The sequence below is a fragment of the Streptomyces sp. NPDC050704 genome (assembly GCF_040654355.1).
Classification (GTDB): domain Bacteria; phylum Actinomycetota; class Actinomycetes; order Streptomycetales; family Streptomycetaceae; genus Streptomyces.
Window position 1 is genome coordinate 1 of sequence record NZ_JBFAHW010000165.1, and the last position, 18,775, is coordinate 18,775.

At 68.5% G+C, this 18,775-nt stretch carries 12 protein-coding genes and 2 pseudogenes; 8 read left to right on the forward strand and 6 right to left on the reverse strand.

Annotated features, from left to right (window positions below; genetic code table 11):
* Positions 1–270: pseudogene (locus AB0I18_RS47600) on the forward strand (DNA recombination/repair protein RecA); the annotation flags it as partial.
* 498 nt (positions 271–768) lie between these two features.
* On the opposite strand, the gene AB0I18_RS47605 reads toward AB0I18_RS47600, so the two are convergent.
* Entirely contained in the window at positions 769–1,797 is a 1,029-nt protein-coding gene (locus AB0I18_RS47605; protein WP_363112094.1) for a LacI family DNA-binding transcriptional regulator, read from the reverse strand.
* Positions 1,798–1,868: 71 nt separating this feature from the next.
* A complete protein-coding gene (locus AB0I18_RS47610; RefSeq protein ID WP_363112095.1) occupies positions 1,869–2,072 on the reverse strand; it encodes a hypothetical protein in 204 nt (67 codons plus the stop codon).
* Between the two features lie 629 nt (positions 2,073–2,701).
* Here AB0I18_RS47610 and AB0I18_RS47615 point away from each other — a divergent pair.
* The 4 genes from AB0I18_RS47615 to AB0I18_RS47630 all read left to right on the forward strand — a co-directional run bounded on the left by AB0I18_RS47615 (position 2,702) and on the right by AB0I18_RS47630 (position 8,350).
* Positions 2,702–4,021, forward strand: a complete 1,320-nt coding sequence (locus tag AB0I18_RS47615; protein WP_363112096.1) for an extracellular solute-binding protein — start codon at positions 2,702–2,704, stop codon at positions 4,019–4,021.
* Entirely contained in the window at positions 4,018–4,920 is a 903-nt protein-coding gene (locus AB0I18_RS47620) for a sugar ABC transporter permease (RefSeq protein WP_363112097.1), read from the forward strand. The genes AB0I18_RS47615 and AB0I18_RS47620 overlap by 4 nt, the downstream gene beginning before the upstream one ends.
* Before the next feature lies 1 nt (position 4,921).
* Positions 4,922–5,815 carry a carbohydrate ABC transporter permease gene (locus AB0I18_RS47625; protein ID WP_363112098.1) on the forward strand — a complete coding sequence of 298 codons (894 nt, stop codon included), beginning with the start codon at positions 4,922–4,924 and terminating at the stop codon, positions 5,813–5,815.
* Positions 5,816–5,968: 153 nt separating this feature from the next.
* A complete protein-coding gene (locus AB0I18_RS47630) occupies positions 5,969–8,350 on the forward strand; it encodes a glycoside hydrolase family 3 N-terminal domain-containing protein (protein ID WP_363112099.1) in 2,382 nt (793 codons plus the stop codon).
* 267 nt (positions 8,351–8,617) lie between these two features.
* On the opposite strand, the gene AB0I18_RS47635 is transcribed toward AB0I18_RS47630, so the two are convergent.
* Positions 8,618–9,805 (reverse strand): fumarylacetoacetate hydrolase family protein, encoded by a 1,188-nt coding sequence (locus AB0I18_RS47635; protein ID WP_363112100.1) that lies wholly within the window; start codon positions 9,803–9,805, stop codon positions 8,618–8,620.
* A gap of 44 nt (positions 9,806–9,849) precedes the next feature.
* Positions 9,850–11,586 carry an IlvD/Edd family dehydratase gene (locus AB0I18_RS47640; RefSeq protein WP_363112101.1) on the reverse strand — a complete coding sequence of 579 codons (1,737 nt, stop codon included), beginning with the start codon at positions 11,584–11,586 and terminating at the stop codon, positions 9,850–9,852.
* Positions 11,587–11,723: 137 nt separating this feature from the next.
* Between AB0I18_RS47640 and AB0I18_RS47645 the strand changes: the two genes are divergently transcribed.
* The gene (locus AB0I18_RS47645) at positions 11,724–12,443 is read left to right on the forward strand and encodes a FadR/GntR family transcriptional regulator (RefSeq protein ID WP_363112104.1); all 720 of its coding nucleotides are present in this window, start codon (positions 11,724–11,726) and stop codon (positions 12,441–12,443) included.
* Between the two features lie 168 nt (positions 12,444–12,611).
* Positions 12,612–12,932, forward strand: a pseudogene (locus AB0I18_RS47650) (hypothetical protein); the annotation flags it as partial.
* 549 nt (positions 12,933–13,481) lie between these two features.
* On the opposite strand, the gene AB0I18_RS47655 reads toward AB0I18_RS47650, so the two are convergent.
* A complete protein-coding gene (locus tag AB0I18_RS47655) occupies positions 13,482–14,786 on the reverse strand; it encodes an RICIN domain-containing protein (RefSeq protein ID WP_363112105.1) in 1,305 nt (434 codons plus the stop codon).
* Positions 14,787–14,894: 108 nt separating this feature from the next.
* The gene (locus AB0I18_RS47660; protein ID WP_363112102.1) at positions 14,895–16,325 is read right to left on the reverse strand and encodes an endo-1,4-beta-xylanase; all 1,431 of its coding nucleotides are present in this window, start codon (positions 16,323–16,325) and stop codon (positions 14,895–14,897) included.
* 816 nt (positions 16,326–17,141) lie between these two features.
* On the opposite strand from AB0I18_RS47660, the gene AB0I18_RS47665 reads away from it, so the two are divergent.
* The gene (locus AB0I18_RS47665) at positions 17,142–18,623 is read left to right on the forward strand and encodes a non-reducing end alpha-L-arabinofuranosidase family hydrolase (protein ID WP_363112103.1); all 1,482 of its coding nucleotides are present in this window, start codon (positions 17,142–17,144) and stop codon (positions 18,621–18,623) included.
* The last annotated feature ends 152 nt before the right edge of the window (positions 18,624–18,775 follow it).

An 18,775-nucleotide genomic window follows, 5' to 3' on the forward strand; every position in this document is an offset into this window, starting at 1 on the left:
CGCGAGGGCGGCCTGATCGACATGGGCGTGGAGAACGGCTTCGTCCGCAAGGCCGGCGCCTGGTACACGTACGAGGGCGACCAGCTCGGCCAGGGTAAGGAGAACGCGCGCAACTTCCTGAAGGACAACCCCGACCTCGCCGGCGAGATCGAGAAGAAGATCCTCGAGAAGCTCGGAATCGGGGTACCGGCGAAGGCCGCAGTCGCCGAGGGCACGGGCGCCGTCCCGGTCCCTGATGCCGCCCGGACCTCGGCGGGAAACGCCGCCTGACAGGCACGGGCGCGGCCTGGCCGGGGCAGGCTAGGCGAGGCGCAGAGGACACCGCGCTCGGCAAGGAATCGATGACCGCGTCAGGATCCGGCTGGTCGGGAGCGGCCGGATGTGTCGGGGATGCCGGGCACTTCGGGCATGGCTCTCTCCTCGCGGGGGTCGGCTGGAGGCACAGGTGGCTGGGGAGCACGAGGAGTTGTGCATCCCGCGCGAGCGGAGGTGTTCCGTCGCGCAAGATCCGGGCCATTCCCGTACCAAGTTGGCGGCAATCACCGACAGCCAGGCGCAGGTAGCGGGCGAACGACTCGTGATACACGCGGACTTCACCCCGCGCCGTCCGCTCGGCTTCACCCTGCGCCGTCCGCTCGGAGAGCACAGGGGCCCGGACCTTCAGCGCACCGTCGATCCGGTGCCCCCCGTCCGGGGCGACATGCCCGAGTTCCTCATGGGAGACGCCTCCGACCGGTTCAATCCTGCCCAAAGACCTCTCACCTGCGATTACCTACGCGCCGAAGTCTCTTCGCGGGGTGGCGCCGTTGAGGCGCGTACCACGAGTTCGGTGGCGAGTTCGATGTGGTGGGACTCGACCTTTTCGCCGTTGGCCAGTCGGAGGGCGGTGCGCAGGGCGGCACCGCCCATCTCGCGTAGTGGCTGGCGCACGGTGGTCAGTGGCGGTGAGGCCATCTGGGCGAGGCTTGTGTCGTCGAAGCCCACCACGCTCAGGTCTTCGGGGATGCGTAGCCCTCGGGCGCGGGCGGTCTCGATGACACCGATGGCGATCTCGTCGTTGCCTGCGAAGATCGCCGTCGGTGGCTCTTGCAGGCCCAGTAGCGCCGTGGCGCCGAGCAACCCCGTCTCATACGTGAATTCTCCGGGCCGGACGTAGGCGTCGGGTACCTGCACTCCTTCCGCCTCCATGGCGGCGCGGTAGCCGTGCATGCGTGCCTGGTTGCATACGGCCATGGCCGGTCCGCCGATATAGGCGACGCGGCGGTGACCCAGGGAGAGCAGGTGCCGGGTCGCGGCCAGGCCGCCGGCGAAGTTGGTCGACCCGACGCTGTGGACGCGGCTGTCCGGCAGGTGCAGTGGGTCCAGCACGACCAACGGCAGCCCGGACCGGGCCAGTTCGTTCAGGTGCGCTGTGGTGTACACGCTGGTGACCGCGATGACGGCGCGGCGCCCGGCTGAGACCAGGTCCCGGGCCCAGTGCGGGGCACGGGACGCCTTGCTGATCACCACCGAGGCCCCCGATTCGGCGGCGGAGTCGATGATGCCTTCCAGGGTCTCGGCCACGTACGACTTGAGGCCGCCCTTGAACTGCACCTCGATGGTCGGGCTTTCGACGACCTCGGTGTGGCGGAACACGGGCGCGAGGTAGTCGTGCTGATGCAGCAGTTCCTGCACCCGGCTGCGGGTGTGCGGCGCCACGTCACCGCGACCGTTGACCACTTTGGACACAGTCGCGACGGAGACTCCCGCCGCTTGGGCGATGTCCGCCAAAGTGGTGCGCCTGGCGTTCGGTCGCATCGGTTCCTCTCAGCTGTACGTCCACCGGTGTGGTGAGCCGCCTGTCGGGCCGGCAACGCGGGTGGAACCGGTCAACCGTACGGCAACCCGGCACCGAGATCGTCCGGAGAGGTGCCGACGAGCCCCTCAACCTCGACACGTCCGACGATCTGCGTGAGATCGCGTCCGGTGAACGCGGTCCGGGGCATGCACGCCGACCGGTACGCGTGCGACCCGTACGTGCGCGCTCGCGCCCGGCTCCAGCCGTACGCCGCCGCGCCCTCCTGGCCGGGCATGAACGCCCGGACCAGGCCGACAGCACGGGGACGCCGGTCCGGAACTCCTCCGGGACCGCGCGCTGCGACTCGACAAGCACCGCAAGCACTGCGGCGCTCTCCACCGCGGTCACCGGCGGCTGCCGTACACCCGGGTGAGTGACCGGGACCATGTCGGGCGACCTCTGCCCGCGGAACGCTCCCGAGTTCCCGCGAACACATCGTCCGGAGGCGCCACTTGTGGACTCTCCGCCTGTCCGTCGCCGCCTTCGGCCACACGCCCCGGGCGGTTGCCGACGCAGCGGCTGCCGAGCTGCGCGACCTTGTCCACCCCGGTCTCTCAGCCAGGAGGGCATCGACCCGGTCCGGCATGACCTGCACCGACAGTGTGTCAGCCGCTGCCATCGCGTCGCCTCTCCGTCCCCAGCCAGTCGATTTCGAAACAGTTTCGGTCCCTGTCAAGGTCTCTCGAGGGTCGCTCTTGCCCGATATTACGCGGCTGTCGGCAGCACCACAACGCACTTGCACACACCTTGACAGGGCGTCAGCCCGAAACCTAATTTGCACGAACAGAGCTCGGAGAAGGCTATTTCGAAAACCTTTCACCATGACTCACGAGAAGCCGATGGCTCTCGAGTGCGGAGAAGAACATGGCGCTCTCCCGACGTACCCTCCTCGGCCTGGCCGCCGGCGTGCCGGCCTCCGCGGCACTGGCGGCCTGCGGCTCGTCCGGTCCCGGCAAGGGCGGCGGCGACGGCGGCAAGGCCACGTACTGGCACCTGAGCGGCCAGCCTCAGGAAGGCGTCAGGTCCGGTGCTGTGGAGCGGTTCAACAAGGCCAACCCCAAGGGGCAGATCAAGGTCACCACCTTCGAGAACGACGCCTTCAAGACGAAGATCAAGACCGCCATCGGCGCCGGGAAAGCGCCCACCATCATCTGGGGGTGGGGCGGCGGCACGCTGCGCACCTACGTGGAGGCCGGGCAGGTCGACGACCTCACCCCGTGGTTCGACGAGAACCCCGACATCAAGGACCGGCTCTTCCCGGCCTCGTTCGGCGCGGCGACCGTCGACGGCAAGATCTACGCGATGCCGTTCGAGAGCGTGGAGCCGATCGTCCTGTTCTACAACAAGAAGGTCTTCGACGACGTCGGCGTGGAGCCGCCCCGGTCCTGGGACGACATCATGGCCCTGGTGCCCAAGTTCAACGCGGAGGGCATAGCGCCCTTCTCCCTCGGCGGCCAGTCCCGGTGGACGAACATGATGTGGCTGGAGTTCCTGTTCGACCGCATCGGCGGCCCCGAGGTGTTCCAGGCCGTCTTCGACGGCGAGAAGGACGCCTGGTCCCACCCGGCCGCCATCGAGGCGCTGACCAAGGTGCAGGACCTGGTCAAGGCGGACGGATTCATCAAGGGCTTCTCCTCGATCACCGCGGACTCCAACGCCGACCAGGCACTGCTGTACACCGGCAAGGCCGCGATGATGCTGCACGGCACCTGGTCGTACGGCATCCAGCAGACCGAGGGCGGAGACTTTGTCTCCAGCGGCAGCCTCGGTTTCATGAACTTCCCACCCGTCGAAGGCGGCAAGGGCGATCCGGGCAACTCCGTCGGCAACCCCGCCCAGTACCTGTCCATCTCCTCGAAGGCCAGCGCCAAGCAGAAGAAGATCGCGAAGGACTTCTTCGCCACCGGTGTCCTCGCGGACGACGAGGTGAAGGAGTGGATCGACACCGGGGCGGTGCCGATCCGGAAGGGCTCGGAGAAGCTCCTTGCCGGATCCGAGAACTCCGAGTTCCTGGAGTTCGTCTACGGCATTGCCAGCAACGCGAAGGCGTTCGCCCAGTCCTGGGACCAGGCGCTCAGCCCGACGGCCGCCGAGACGCTGCTGGACAACATCGCCAAGCTGTTCCAACTGTCCATCTCGCCCAAGCAGTTCACCGACAACCTCAACAAGGTCATCGGCAAGTGAGCGCACTCACGGGCTCGACAGGGCGCGAGGGCCGGCGCAGCATCCTGCCCTGGCTGGCCGTGCCGGCGCTGCTGTTCTTCGTCGGCTTCGCCATCGTCCCACTCGTCGGCGTCTTCGTGCTGAGCTTCACGACGTGGGACGGGATCGGCGACATCCACCCGTCCGGGCTGACCAGCTGGCGTGCGGTGCTCACCAACCCCGGGCTGCCGCACGCCCTGTGGGTGACGTTCCTGGTGATGGCCGTGTCCTGGGCGGTCCAGACACCGGCGAGTATTCTCCTCGGCACGTTCCTGGCCGGCCGCCAGCGCTACCGCGCGGTGCTGAGCCTGATCTACTTCATCCCGCTCCTGCTCAGCTCCGCGGCGATCGCGGTCGCGTACAAGGCGCTCCTCGACCCCAACTTCGGGCTCGGCGCCGGGCTGGGGTTCGAGTGGCTCAGCAAGGACTGGCTGGGGCGCCCCTGGCTCGCCTTCGGCGTCGTCGTCTTCGTCGTCTCCTGGCAGTTCGTCCCGTTCCACTCGCTGATCTACCAGGGGGGCGTCCAGCAGATCCCGCAGTCCTTGTACGAGGCCGCACAGCTGGACGGCGCCGGGCGGATCCGCCAGTTCTTCAGCATCACGCTGCCCCAGCTCAAATACACCATCATCACCTCGTCGACGCTGATGGTGATCGGGTCGCTCACGTTCTTCGACCTCATCTTCGTCCTGACCGAGGGCGGCCCCGGGGACGCCACCCGGGTCCTCGCGCTGGACATGTACAAACGGGGCTTCCAGGCCAACCTGATGGGGCCGGCCAGCGCCATCGCGGTCATCCTCGTCCTGATGGGCCTCGCCATCGCCCTGCTGCTGCGCCGGCTCGGGGGCCGGGACGCCGGTGAGAGCCAGCTCGAGGGAGTCTGACATGACCACCACGCTGACCGAGCCGCACCCGCAGAAGACCGCCCCACGCGAGCGGGGGCACCGTCCCGGTGCGACCGCCCGCCGGCGCAACTGGCTCGGCGGTCTGGCCGGATGGCTCTGGCTCGCCGTCGTCGTCGTACCCCTCTACTGGATTGTCGTCACCAGTCTCAAGGCCCAGAGCAACTACTACGCGAGCAACCCGCTGGCGCCGCCGAGCGACCCCACACTGGACAACTACCAGCTGGTCCTCGAGTCCGACTTCATCAGCTACTTCTGGAACAGCGTCGTGGTCACCGCCGGCGCGGTGGTGCCGGCGGTCGCCGTCTCCTTCATGGCCGCCTACGCCATCGTGCGCGGCTGGCGCATGCGGTTCCTGCGCGTGGTCAACGGCATGTTCCTCATGGGCCTCGCCATTCCGCTGCAGGCGACGGCCATCCCGGTCTACCTGATCATCATCGAGCTGCAGCTGTACGACAGCCTGCTGGCCCTGATCCTGCCGTCGATCGCCTTCGCCATCCCGCTGTCCGTGCTGATCCTCGCCAACTTCATCCGCGACGTGCCCAAGGAGCTGTTCGACTCGATGCGGGTGGACGGAGCCACCGAGTGGGGGACGCTGTGGCGCCTGGCAGCGCCGCTCACCCGCCCGGCCATCCTCACCGTGACCATCTTCAACGCGCTGACCATCTGGAACGGATTCCTGCTGCCGCTGATCCTCACCCAGAGCCCTTCCCAGCGGACTCTGCCGCTCGCCCTGTGGACCTTCCAGGGCGAGTACGGGGTCAACGTCCCCGCCCTCCTGGCCGCCGTCGTCCTCACCACCCTGCCCCTGATCATCCTGTACGCGTTGGGCCGCCGCCAGCTGCTGAGCGGTCTGACCGCCGGATTCAGCCGTTGATCGACAGTGCCGCTGACGCCGTGGCCGGTGGGCGGGCGAAGCGGATCCGGGCCGGGCCGGAGCCCGGACGCGATCTGCCCCGCCTTGAGTCCTGCTCGTCTACCTGTTCGACCGTCGCGCCCCGGCCAAGGGGCTGACGGGCGTGGGAGGAAAGTGAACGCCGACGTGGTTGTAGACAACACCCCCGGAATCTCCCTCTGGAACGACCCCACCGTTTCCGTCACCGCGAGAGTCGACGCCCTGATCGACGCGATGACCCTTCAGGAGAAGACCGCCCAGCTGTACGGAGTGTGGGTGGGCGCCTCCGATCAGGGCGGTGAAGTGGCCCCCCACCAGCACGACATGGAGGAGGCCGTCGATCTCGACGCGCTCCTGCCCACCGGCCTCGGCCAGCTGACCCGGCCCTTCGGCACGGTCCCGGTCGACCCCGCCCTGGGTGCACTCTCCCTGGCCCGCACCCAGATCCGTATCGCCGCCACGAACCGGTTCGGCATCCCCGCTCTCGCGCATGACGAGTGTCTGGCCGGCTTCGCCGCCTGGGGGGCGACGGCCTACCCCGTTCCGCTGTCCTGGGGTGCCACCTTCAATCCGGACACGGTGCGGCGCATGGCCGCCGCCATCGGCCGCGACATGCGTGCCGTCGGCGTCCACCAGGGACTCGCGCCCGTCCTGGATGTGGTGCGCGACGCCCGCTGGGGCCGGGTCGAGGAGACCATCGGCGAGGACCCGTACCTCGTCGGCACCATCGGGACGGCATACGTGCAGGGCCTTGAGTCCGCCGGGATCGTCGCCACCCTCAAGCACTTCGCCGGCTACTCGGCCTCTCGCGCCGGCCGTAACCTCGCTCCCTCCTCCGTGGGCCCGCGTGAACGCGCCGACGTTCTGCTGCCCCCCTTCGAGATGGCGATCCGTGAAGGCGGCGCCCGGTCGGTGATGAACGCCTACACCGACACCGACGGCATGCCCTCCGCGGCCGACGAGGATCTGCTCACCGGGCTGCTGCGCGACACGTGGGGCTTCGACGGCACTGTCGTCGCCGACTACTTCGCCATCGCCTTCCTGAAGACGCTGCACGGCATCGCAGCCGACTGGGCCGGCGCGGCCGGCACCGCGCTGCGCGCGGGCATCGACGTCGAACTGCCCAATGTCAAGACATACGGCGCGCCCTTGGCCGAGGCCGTCGCCGACGGCCGCATACCGGAGGCGTCGGTCGATCGCGCCCTGCGCCGGACACTCACCCAGAAGGCGATGCTCGGCCTGCTCGACCCGGACTGGAGCCCCGTGCCGGCCGCGCTCGACGGGGCAAACCTGGACGACCCGGCCGCCCTGCGCGGCCGAATCGACCTGGACTGTCCGGAGAATCGCGCGCTGGCCCGCACGATCGCCGAGGAAGCGGTCGTGCTGCTGAGCAACGACGGCACCCTGCCGCTCGCGAGGCCGCGCCGCATCGCCCTGCTCGGTCCCAACGCCGACGAGCCCATCGCCGTACTCGGCTGCTACTCCTTCCCCCAGCACATCGGCGTCCGCCACCCCGGTACCCCACTCGGCATCGAGCTGCCCACGCTGCGCGACACTCTCGCCGCCGAGTTCCCCGACGCCGAGATCACGGTCGCCCGCGGCACCGGAATCGACGACGGAGATCTCTCCGGCATTCGCGAGGCCACCCGGGTGGCACGCGAGGCCGACATCGCCCTGGTCGTGCTCGGCGACCGCGCCGGGCTCTTCGGGCGGGGCACCAGCGGCGAGGGGTGTGACGTCGACTCGCTGCGGCTGCCCGGCGCGCAGCAGCAACTGCTCGACACCCTGCTCGACCTGGAGACACCCGTGGTCACCGTCCTGCTCGCGGGACGACCGTACGCCCTCGGCCGCGCCGTGGAGGAGTCCGCTGCGATCGTGCAGTCCTTCTTCCCGGGTGAGGAGGGCACTCACGCGATCGCCGGGGTGCTCAGTGGCCGTACCAATCCCTCCGGACGTCTCCCGGTCAGCGTGCCGCGCGGGCCGGGCTCCCAGCCGACCACGTACCTCGGGGCGCGGCTCGCTCACGTCAGCAAGGTGTCCACCATCGACCCGACCCCCGCGTTCGCCTTCGGTCACGGTCTGTCCTACACGCGGTTCGACTGGACAGACCTGACCGTGGACGTCCAGGAGGCTCCGACGGACAGCGAGTTCACCCTCACCTTCACCGTCCGCAACACAGGCGAGCGGTCCGGAACCGAGGTCGTCCAGCTCTATCTGCACGACCCGGTCGCCTCCGTCGTCCAGCCGGTGCAGCGCCTCGTCGGCTACACCCGGGTCGAACTGAAACCGGGCGAGGCCCGGCGCCTCCGTGTCACGGTCCCGGCCGACCTCGCCTCCTTCACCGGACGCGACGGTCGGCGCGTCGTCGAACCGGGCGAGCTGGAAGTGCGGTTGGCCGCCTCCAGCGCGGATCCGCGCCTGACGGCCAGGGTCACGTTGACCGGAACCGAGCGCCATGTGGATCACACGCGGCGCTTGCACGCCACGGTCGGGCAGGAGCCGGTTGCCCGGGCATGAACCAGGCGTGCGCAGCGCACGTCGCGGCAGCGGCAGCGCTGCGCACACGGGACCGCAGGGCCAGGCATGTGGTGGTCCGGGCAACCGGCGCCGGCCCGGTTCGAAGGCCGTCCCGGCGGTCGGCTGCGGCTGTGCGGCGCCTGGGGGCCGCGGGGCGTGCGGGTGGGTGAACTACCGGGTCATGGGCCCCTGCACGCCGCCCGCCATGGAGACCAGGCAGGTGTTCTTCGCAGCGAGCCACATCGGTATCGCCCGGGCTTCGTCGTCTCACAGCACGCCGCGCTGGGCGAGGTTGCGCATCAGTGCTCGTACGCCGAACGTCCACGGCGCGGCCTGCTCGCTGGGGACGACGGTGTTGACCAGAGCGCCGAGTCGCGGGCTGGAGATCCGCACGATGTCGCCGTACTCGTGGGTGAAGCCCGCGCCGGGTGCCTGTCGGTCCTCGGTGGGGGCGAACAGCGTTCCGGTGAACAACACGAAGCCGTCCGGGTATTGATGGTGCGGACCGTGCGTGGCGGCCACCAGGTCCAGTACGTCGCGGCTGATCTCGCGCATGGAACTGCTGCCACGCAGTACGTAACCGTCCGTGCCGTCGATCCGGAGGTCGATGTCGATCCCGCGTACGGTGTCGAGGTCGAAGTCCTCGTCGAGCAGGCGGACGAACGGACCGATCGCGCATGAGGCGTTGTTGTCCTTCGCACGGGACAGCAGCAGGGCGCTGCGTCCCTCGATGTCGCGGAGGTTGACGTCGTTGCCGAGCGTCGCGCCGCGTACCCGGCCGCGCGAGTCCACGACGAGGACGGCCTCGGGTTCAGGGTTGTTCCACACCGAGGCGCCGAGCACGCCGATGTCGGCGCCGGTGCCGACCGCGGACAGTACCGGGGCCTTGGTGAACACTTCCGGGTCCGGCCCGATCCCGACCTCCAGGTACTGCGACCACAGTCCTTCGGAGACGAGCAGTTCCTTGGCCTTGTCCGCTTCCGGCGATCCGGGACGGATGCCGTCGAGCGTGCCACCCACCACCTGCCCGACGCGGGCCCGTACCCGCGCAGCCTGCGCCGGATCGCCGCCCGTGCGCTCTTCGATGACGCGTTCCAGCAGACTCCGGGCGAAGGTGACGCCCGCTGCCTTGATCACTTGCAGGTCGATGGGGGCGAGCAGATGGGGAACGTCACGGCGGCCGCTCGGTGCGTCGAGCAGTTCGTCCAGGCGCCAGAAATGTCCGCCGTCGGCCTCGCGGACGACTGCCGCCGCGTCGTCGCGTTCCATGAGGTCGGAGACGGTGGGTGCGATGGCCGTCAGGTCGACGACCTGCTCGCCGCGGACCGCGGCCACACACGGTCCGTCGCATTCCGGGTTGTGGACGCGCGCGACGAGGGCGGCTCGGTCGGCGTCCGCCGGCAGGACGGAGCCGGCTGTGAGGACCGGACGAGGGCGCGCTGCTGCCGATTCCACGATCGATGCTCTCCTGGTTTCGAGGGGGTGCGGTCACCTGGGACTCAGTGGGAGTCGCGGGGGACCTCGTGTCCACGGCTTCCGCGCAGGAAACCGAAGTCGGCGCCCCGGTCGGCCTGTTCCACGTTCTGGGTGTAAAGCCAGGCGTAACCGCTGGTGTGCCGCTCAGCGGGGGCCTTCCATGCCTGCCGGCGTCGTGTGAGCTCGGCGTCGTCCACGTCCAGGCGCAGGGAGCGGTTCGGGACGTCGAGGACGACCGGGTCCCCGTCGTGCACCAGGGCGAGAGGTCCGCCGACGGCGGCCTCGGGCGCTACGTGCAGGACCACTGTCCCGTACCCGGTGCCGCTCATCCGGCCGTCGCAGACGCGCACCATGTCCTTGACGCCGGCCTTCAGCAGCTTGGCGGGCAGCGGGACGTTGGAGACCTCGGGCATGCCGGGGTAGCCCTTGGGGCCGGCGTTGCGGATGACGATGACGGTGTTCTCGTCGATGTCGAGTTCCGGGTCGTCGGCCACCTCGTGATAGGCCTCGGGCGAGTCGAAGACGCGCGCGGGGCCACGGTGGGTGAGCAGGTGCGGTGACGCGGCGGACTGCTTGATCACAGCGCCGTCGGGGCACAGGTTGCCGCGGAGGACGGCGATACCGGTGCCGGCCGGCTGGAAGGGGACGTCGAGGCCGGTGATGACGTCGGAGTCGACGCGTTCGGCGTTCTCGGTGTTCTCGGCGATGGTGCGTCCGGTGACCGTGATCTGTTCGCCGTGCAGCATCTCGCCGCCGAGCAGCTCGGCCAGGACGGCGGGGAGGCCGCCCGCGTAGCAGAAGTCCTCCATGAGGTATGTGCCGCTGGGCATCAGATTGACCAGGGTCGGCACCGCGCGGACCAGGTCGTCGAAGTCCTGGAGGCTCAGCTCGACGCCGACGCGTCCGGCGATGGCGGTGAGATGGATGACGGCGTTCGTGGAGCCGCCGATGGCCGCGTTGACCCGGATGGCGTTCTCGAACGCCTCCCGGGTCAGGATCTGCGAGGGGCGCAGCTCCTCCTCCACCATTCGTACGATGCGCTGCCCCGCCGCCTGCGCGGTTTCCATCCGCCGGGAGTCGACCGCGGGCCAGGCCGCCGAGCCCGGCAGCTGCATGCCGAGCGCCTCGGCCAAGCAGGCCATCGTCGAGGCGGTTCCCATCGTCATGCAGTGCCCGTTGGAACGGGCCATGCACCCTTCCGCGAAGAAGCACTCCTCCTCGGTCATCCGGCCGGTCTTCAGGTCCTCCTCGAACTTCCACACATGGGTGCCGGATCCCACGTCCTGGCCGCGGTACTTGCCGTTGAGCATCGGCCCGCCGGTGACCATGACGGCGGGCAGGTCGACGCTGGCAGCGGCCATGAGCATGGCGGGGGTCGTCTTGTCGCAGCCCGAGAGCAGCACGACACCGTCGAGCGGATTGGCCCGGATCAGCTCCTCGACCTCCATGGCCATGAGGTTGCGGTACAGCATGGCGGTGGGGCGCATCAGGGTCTCGCCGGTGGCCATGGTGGGGAACTGGAGTGGCAGGCCGCCCGCCTGCCACACGCCGCGCTTGACGGCCTCGGCGACGCGTGTCAGATGGGCGTTGCACGGGGCGAGTTCGGAGGCACTGGTCGCGATACCGATGACGGGACGCCCGTCGAACACCTCGTGCCCGAATCCCTGGTTGCGCATCCAGGAGCGGTACACCATCCCGCTGCGGCCCCGTGCGCCGAACCATGCCTGGCTGCGGCGGCTCGTCTTCTGACCGTCGGTCATGTAGGCACTCCCGTGGCTCCGGCGTCGTCCGCTTCGCGATGGGGCGTTGTCGGGTGAGGACCTGCAGACCTGCAGGCCGTACCCTGGAGCACAATCATTAAATGATTCGATGAATGACGTCCAGGGGGTGAGCAGAGATCGTGGTGCACTTCCTGACCACGCATCAGCGCGTGGTCGACGGGCTCGGGCGGCGCATCGTGGGTCGCGCGTGGGAGCCGGGGGATCCGTTGCCGGTCGAGGACGCGCTCGCGGCCGAGATCGGCGTCAGCCGAGGGGTGGTGCGGGAAGCGGTCAAGGCACTGGTGGCCAAGGGGATGCTGCACGTACGCCCGCGCACCGGCACGCGCGTGCTGCCCCCGGAGCACTGGAACCACCTGGACCGCGACGTGCTGCGCTGGAAACAGGCCGGGGACGCCACGACTCTGCTGCGCGACACGGGTGAACTGCGCCGGATCGTCGAGCCCGAGGCGGCCCGGCTCGCTGCCGACCGGGCCGGCCCCGACGATGTACGAGTCCTGTACGACTCCCTGGCGGCCATGGAGGCCGCGGCGGCGGAACCCGGCCGCAGCGGCTACGTCGAAGCCGACATCGCCTTCCACCGGGCCCTGCTCGACGCCAGCGGCAACCGTCTCCTCGGCTCACTGGGCCGCGCTGTCGACATCGCGCTGGAACACAGCTTCCTCGTCAGCACCCAGACCCCCGGCGCGGTGGAAGCCTCGCTGCCGGGTCACCGCGCCATCGTGCAAGCCGTCGAGGCCCGCGATCCCGCGGCCGCGGCGGCCGCCGTACTGGCCATCATCGAAGCCGCCGAACATGAGATCGCCCAGTCACCCGGAATGCCCAGCGATGCCGTATGACCTGTCACGGCTCCGACAAGGCAGTGCCACGGGCAAGGGCACGGAAGCGGTCGACGCCGACGAGATCTTCGTCCGGCCCACCGGGCAAGCCGACCGCACTCCGCGCTGCGGGGCTGCCGGCCGAGCAGGAGCCGGCCGAGAAGGACCCGCGTCGGGGCACGGCCGACGATCTTCGGCCGGCGTACCGCTCGTCGGCCATCGCCGCCGCGCTCGGCCGCCCGCTGGAAGTTGACCGGCCCCACGCTCACCGCCTGGCGGGCCGAGCACAGGGGCATGGGCCTGGACATCGACCGACCACCGGGCACGACCTGCGCCGCATCATGGACGCCATCCTCTACGTTCTTCGACCAGGTCAACGGCGTGCTGCGGCACCTCGTGCGTGAAGCCGAAGGTCGTTGTCGTCGTACCGACTACAGCGAGCGGGACAACCTGCCCGCCCTGGCCGGCCTGCTCGTAAACCTGCCGGTGTCCAACCTGCACCTGCTCGTGGTCGACGACGACTCACCCGACGGCACGGGCGAAGTCGCCGACAAACTCGCCGCCAGTAATCACACTTCGGGATCAACTCGGCACCCAGGGCTTCGGCAAAGTTGTCTTGCCAGCCCGGCGGACGGCGTCGATGGCAAGGTTTCGCCAGGTCGCCTGGAGTGAGGACGCCTCACGCGTGCGCACCGGCAACGCACCCCGGGCCATGGCCACGCTCGGCATCACGTGATCAACGCCGACAGATCCACTGAACGACGTCGCCCTGCCTCGCGACCACACTGTGAAAAGTGTTGCAGAAGGGCCAGGCCAAGACGATGGGCCTCACCCTGACCGGGCGCACGCGCGGGCGCCGTCCGCCGAGATCACCGCCACCGTCGCCCTCGTTCAGCAAACCCGCGGCCTGTTCGCCGGCCGTGACCAGGCCGAAGGCGTGGGAGCTCTCCTGAAAAGGCCTCTCCGTTCTTCTGTCTGGGATGGACATCGACCTGTCTGGGATGGACGTCGACGGAGTGGAGCCAGGATCATCCTGGCTCCACTCGTGGTGCGGGCGTGTCACTGGAACTGTGCGAAGAACCTCCAGATCTCTGCTTTGGTCCAGGTGGTGACGCCGCTTTCGCCGGAGGAGCCGTCGACCGGACCGGGTATGTGGCCTCCGTCGAACGCGGCCCATTGGACCGGGTATCCGGCACGGCAGCCCGAGTAGGTGGTGGTGATGTGGGTTCGGCTGCCCTGGGCGGGCTCGCGTGGGCTTTGGGCAGTGCAGCCGTTGTTGGCGACGAACTTGTCGCGCAAGGACCGTCCTTGCCCGATGTTGAGGACGTTGTCGCTGATGCCGTGGATCCCGAAGTAGGCGATGGGCTGAGTGCCGCCGCTGCACCCGCTGATCTGGCCGCCGGAGATGACCGCGACGGCCCTGAAGACGTTCGCCCGGGAGCATGCGAGTGCGTAGCTCATACCGCCGCCCCAGCTGAATCCCGTGGCGAAACGCTGCGCCGGGTTGACACAGAGGCCGCCCTCGATTCGCCGGATCATGTCGTCGACGAAGGTGATGTCCTCACCACCCGAATTGGCCCAGCCGTTGCCGAGGCCCTGGGGGGCGACAAGGATTGCGCTGTTGTTCGACTGTTCCTGTTGGCCGTAGTAGGACCAGGCGTTCCCGCTCGTGCCGCCCGAGGCGACCTCGCCGGCGGTTCCGCCCCGCCAGTGGAACGCGAAGATCAGCCGGTAGGGGCGGCTGTTGTCGTAGTTGGCGGGAACCCTGAGGATGAAGCTGCGGCTCTTGCCGCCGCTCTGAATCGTGTGCGTACCGCTCGCCAGGGTCGGGGCGCTGCCGCATGCGCCGGCACCGCCACCGGACGACAGCTTGACCAGCTGCCATTGCTGGTTGGCGCCGCTCCAGTCGGAGTACTGGACGACGTTGCCGCCGTCGGCGGTGGAGGCGCCCTGCACCTCCACCGCCTTGCTGCTGGTGCGGTTGATCAGCCGGACGTGACCCCCGTCGGAGTCGGCCAGTCGGAACTGCTGGTTGGCCCCGTTGTGGTCGGCCCACTGCTGGATCGCGGCACCGTCAGCGGTCGAGGCACCGGCCACGTCGAGGACCTTGCCCGAATGCCGGGCCTTGAGGCGGTAGAAGCCGCCGCCCGAGTCCACGAACTGCCACTGCTGGTTGGTTCCGTCGCTGCGCGTCCGCTGGCTGACCCGCCCGCCGTCGGCGGTGGCCGAGCCCGAGACCTCCAGCGCCTTGCCGCTGTTGCGATTGACCAGGGCGTACCAGGCATTGGTGTCCACCGTCGCCGCCTCGGCGGGCGCCGGATTCACCGCGCCGAGCATGCCGATCGCGAGGGCCACCGCCACCACGGCGGCGACCCGGGACCACCAGCGATGTCTCCGTGGCGGGGCGGGGGAAGCCGCACCGTAGGTCTTCATCAATTCACCCTTCCTTTGTGGCCTTTGTGGCAGGTCCCATCAGGTGCGGGTCCAACGCTGGTTGCTGCCGTTCGAGCAGGAGGAGAGCTGGATCAGGGTGCCGTTGGCGGTGCCGCTTGCGACGGTGTCGAGGCAGAGGCCGGACTGGACTCCGGCGATGGATCCGTCGGAGTTGAGGCGCCATTTCTGGTTGTCGCCGCCCCAGCAGCTGTAGATCTGGACCTTGGTGCCGTTGCCGGTGCCGGCGGCGTCCAGGCACTTGTTGCCGTAGACCTTGAGCTCGCCGGCGGCGGTGTACGTCCACTGCTGGTTGGTGCCGTTGTGGCAGTCCCACAGCTGGAGCTGGGTGCCGTCGGTGGTGCTGGTGCCGGGCACGTCCAGGCAGCGGCCCGAACCGACGCCCTTGACCGGTCCGGATTCCGACGGAGGATTGGTGGAACCGCCGTTGAGTGCGTTGAGGACGGCGGTGTAGGCGGGCTTCTTGCTGCCGTTGCCGTTGAACAGCAGCGGCGTCTGCTCAGCTCGCCAGGAGTCGGTGTCGCGTACACCCCAGACGGTGATGCCGAGGCAGCGCGGGACGGCCAGGCAGTCGTTGGTCACGTTGGCGTAGGTCGTGGCCGGGGCGCCCTGGATGTCGAGTTCGGTGATGGCCACGTCGACGCCGAGGGCGGCGAAGTTCTGCAGGGTGGTGCGGAAGTTGCTGTTGTAGGGGCTGCCGCTGTTGAAGTGCGACTGGAAGCCGACGCAGTCGATCGGCACGCCGCGCTGCTTGAAGTCGCGGACCATGGCGTACATGGCCTGGGTTTTGGCCCAGGTCCAGTTCTCGACGTTGTAGTCGTTGTAGCAGAGCTTGGCGGCCGGGTCGGCGGCGCGCGCGGTGCGGAAGGCGACCTCGATCCAGTCGTTGCCGGTGCGTTGCAGGTTGGAGTCGCGCCGGGCTCCCGAATTGCCGTCCTCGAAGGCCTCGTTCACGACGTCCCACTGCGCGATCTTGCCTTTGTAGTGGGCCATCACGCCGTTGATGTGGCCGATCATCGCCTGGCGCAGGTTGCTGCCGCTGAGGCTCTGCATCCAGCCGGGCTGCTGGGAGTGCCAGGCCAGGGTGTGGCCGCGCACCTGCTTGCCGTTCTGCACCGCCCAGTTGTAGACGCGGTCACCGGCGGTGAAGTTGAACTGGCCCCGCTGCGGTTCGGTGGCGTCGATCTTCATCTCGTTCTCGGCCGTCACCGAGTTGAACTCACGGCTCGCGATCGACGTATACGCCGAGTCGCCCAGCCTGCCCGAGGCGATGGCGGTGCCGAAGTAGCGGCCGCTCTGCGCCGCCGCGGCGCCGAGCGTGTTCTCGGCGGCGTGTGCGGTCGGCGGCGCGATCAGCGCGGCGGCCGCACCGAGGACGCCGACGACCAGCGCCAGCAGCAGGCCGCGGATCTTCCGGCGGATAACGTGTCTGGGAAGGGCATACGAGCCCATGACTGTGCCTCCAAGGTAGAAATCACGGAAGGACTGAACGACTGAACGACTGAAGGACTGAAGGACGGATGGACTGACGCGCAGGGGAATGCGTCGTCCGCTCCCACTTGGCAGACGGACGGGTGAGCCGGAACGCGGGCAGCACGGAATCACCGGACCCCGCGGTCATGGGACCGGGACGATCTCAACCGGCACGAGACGGCAGCCGGTCGGCCGTCGGGTGACGTACGGCGGCGGCGGTGTTTCGACACAGGCATGGGCGCACTCCATCGCGGCTCAACCGGGGGACCGCCACGCGGCGTCGAGTACCTCTCCAACTGCGCGAAAAGCCAAGATGCGCTGGTGCGAACCTCACCGGAACGAAACGGGGTGGTGCAGGTGCTTCGGTGCGCGGATCTGCGGTGCAGCACAGCTACTCAGAGGACGTAGTTCGAAATCTCGAACTACGGTCGGCCACTCAGAGAGGGATGATTGAGGGATTGACGGTGAATCGTCAATACTCACCACAGAGAAAGTTTCTGTTCGTCGCCCGAATCTTTCGGAATCTTGAACGAGTGGCAGATGTCGCTTGCTCAACTCCCCTTCCCCGCGCAGACCCTTGGAAGGGCGAGCCGCATCGCGAGCTTCCAGAGTGCCGGGAGGAACTGTTTGTGGTCAGATCGGCAACAGACCTTGACCAGAGGGCCCCACATTCTTAGCTTGTGGCGTCAAAGGTTCGGAGGGGTCTTCGAATGTTTCGAGACTTTCTCTGCCCCCGGTACGGCCGCTCCGCGGTTCATCGGCGTCACCCCGCCCCGCCCCCAAGGAGGCCCTCTGATGTGGTTTCGCCACCCGTCCCCGGTCCGTCTAAGACGCTTACTCGCCGTCCTCGCGCCCTTGCTGCTCGTGGCCGGCTTCCTCGGCGCCCAGCCCGCCAAGGCGGCGACTGTCGACCCCAACGCCTCGTACGTGCTGGTCAATCGCAACAGCGGCAAGGCCCTGGACGTCTACAACCTGGCGACCAACGACGGCGCCCGCATCACCCAGTGGACCAGGAACGACCAGAACCAGCAGCAGTGGCAGTTCGTCGACTCCGGCGGCGGTAACTACCGCATCAAGTCCCGCCACTCCGGCAAGGTGCTTGACGTCAACAACGCGTCCACCGCCAACGGCGGCGCGATCGTCCAGCGGACCGACGTGAACAGCACCAACCAGCAGTGGCGGCTGGCCGACAGCTCGGACGGCTACGTGAGGCTCATCGCGCGCCACAGCAACAAGGCTCTCGAAGTACAAGGCGGCTCCACCGCCGACAACGCGAACATCGTCCAGTACGACGACTGGGGCGGCACCAACCAGCAGTGGCAGCTCGTCAAGGTCGGCGGCGGCAACCCCCCTGGCTCGTGCAATCTCCCGTCGACCTACCGCTGGACGTCCACGGGCGCGCTGGCGCAGCCCAAGGCCGGGTGGGCCTCGCTCAAGGACTTCACCGTCGTCCCCTACAACGGCAAGCATCTCGTCTACGCGACGACGCACGGCGCCGCGGGAACGGGAGTGGGCTGGGGTTCGATGAACTTCAACCTGTTCAGCAACTGGCCGGAGATGGCCTCGGCCGGCCAGAACACGATGTCGAACTCCGTCGTGGCACCCACGCTCTTCTACTTCGCGCCGAAGAACATCTGGGTGCTCGCCTACCAGTGGGGAGGCGGGAGCGCCTTCTCCTACCGGACGTCGAGCGACCCCTCCAACCCCAATGGCTGGTCCGCACAACAGGTGCTCTTCTCCGGAAGCATCACCGGCTCCGACACCGGCCCCATCGACCAGACGCTCATCGCTGACGGCCAGAACATGTACCTGTTCTTCGCCGGTGACAACGGCAAGATCTACCGGGCCAGCATGCCGATCGGGAACTTCCCGGGCAGTTTCGGCTCGACCTACACAACGATCATGAGCGACACGAAGAACAACCTGTTCGAAGCCCCGCAGGTCTACAAGCTCCAGGGCGAGAACCGCTACCTCATGATCGTCGAGGCGATCGGCTCGCAGGGCCGCTACTTCCGCTCGTTCACGGCCGCCAGCCTGAACGGCTCATGGACACCCCAGGCCGCGACCGAGAGCAACCCCTTCGCCGGCAAGGCCAACACCGGCGTCACCTGGACCAACGACATCAGCCACGGCGAACTGATCCGCACCAGCGCCGATCAGACCTTCACCGTCGATCCCTGCAACCTGCAGTTCCTCTACCAGGGACGCAGCCCCAACTCCGGCGGCGAGTACGGCCACTGGCCCTACCGTCCGGGTCTGCTGACACTGCAGCGCTGACGGAGTGACACCGGTCCGGCTCCCGTACGAAGCCGGCGTGGCGGGCTCGGCGCAAGGCTTCTGGTGTGCTCGCCGGCGCACGGGTGTTCGGCTCCATGGTCAAGCACGTTAACAGAACGGCGTTCACTTGTTAAGTGGATGCCGTCCTGTTA

Bases quoted from the DNA above. Each gene is read 5' to 3' on its own strand.
- AB0I18_RS47665 (WP_363112103.1), top strand. From the start codon at position 17,142: ATGTGGTTTCGCCACCCGTCCCCGGTCCGTCTAAGACGCTTACTCGCC.
- AB0I18_RS47605 (WP_363112094.1), bottom strand. From the start codon at position 1,797: ATGCGACCGAACGCCAGGCGCACCACTTTGGCGGACATCGCCCAAGCG.
- AB0I18_RS47640 (WP_363112101.1), bottom strand. From the start codon at position 11,586: ATGACCGACGGTCAGAAGACGAGCCGCCGCAGCCAGGCATGGTTCGGC.
- AB0I18_RS47625 (WP_363112098.1), top strand. From the start codon at position 4,922: ATGACCACCACGCTGACCGAGCCGCACCCGCAGAAGACCGCCCCACGC.
- AB0I18_RS47660 (WP_363112102.1), bottom strand. From the start codon at position 16,325: ATGGGCTCGTATGCCCTTCCCAGACACGTTATCCGCCGGAAGATCCGC.
- AB0I18_RS47610 (WP_363112095.1), bottom strand. From the start codon at position 2,072: ATGCCCGGCCAGGAGGGCGCGGCGGCGTACGGCTGGAGCCGGGCGCGA.
- AB0I18_RS47615 (WP_363112096.1), top strand. From the start codon at position 2,702: ATGGCGCTCTCCCGACGTACCCTCCTCGGCCTGGCCGCCGGCGTGCCG.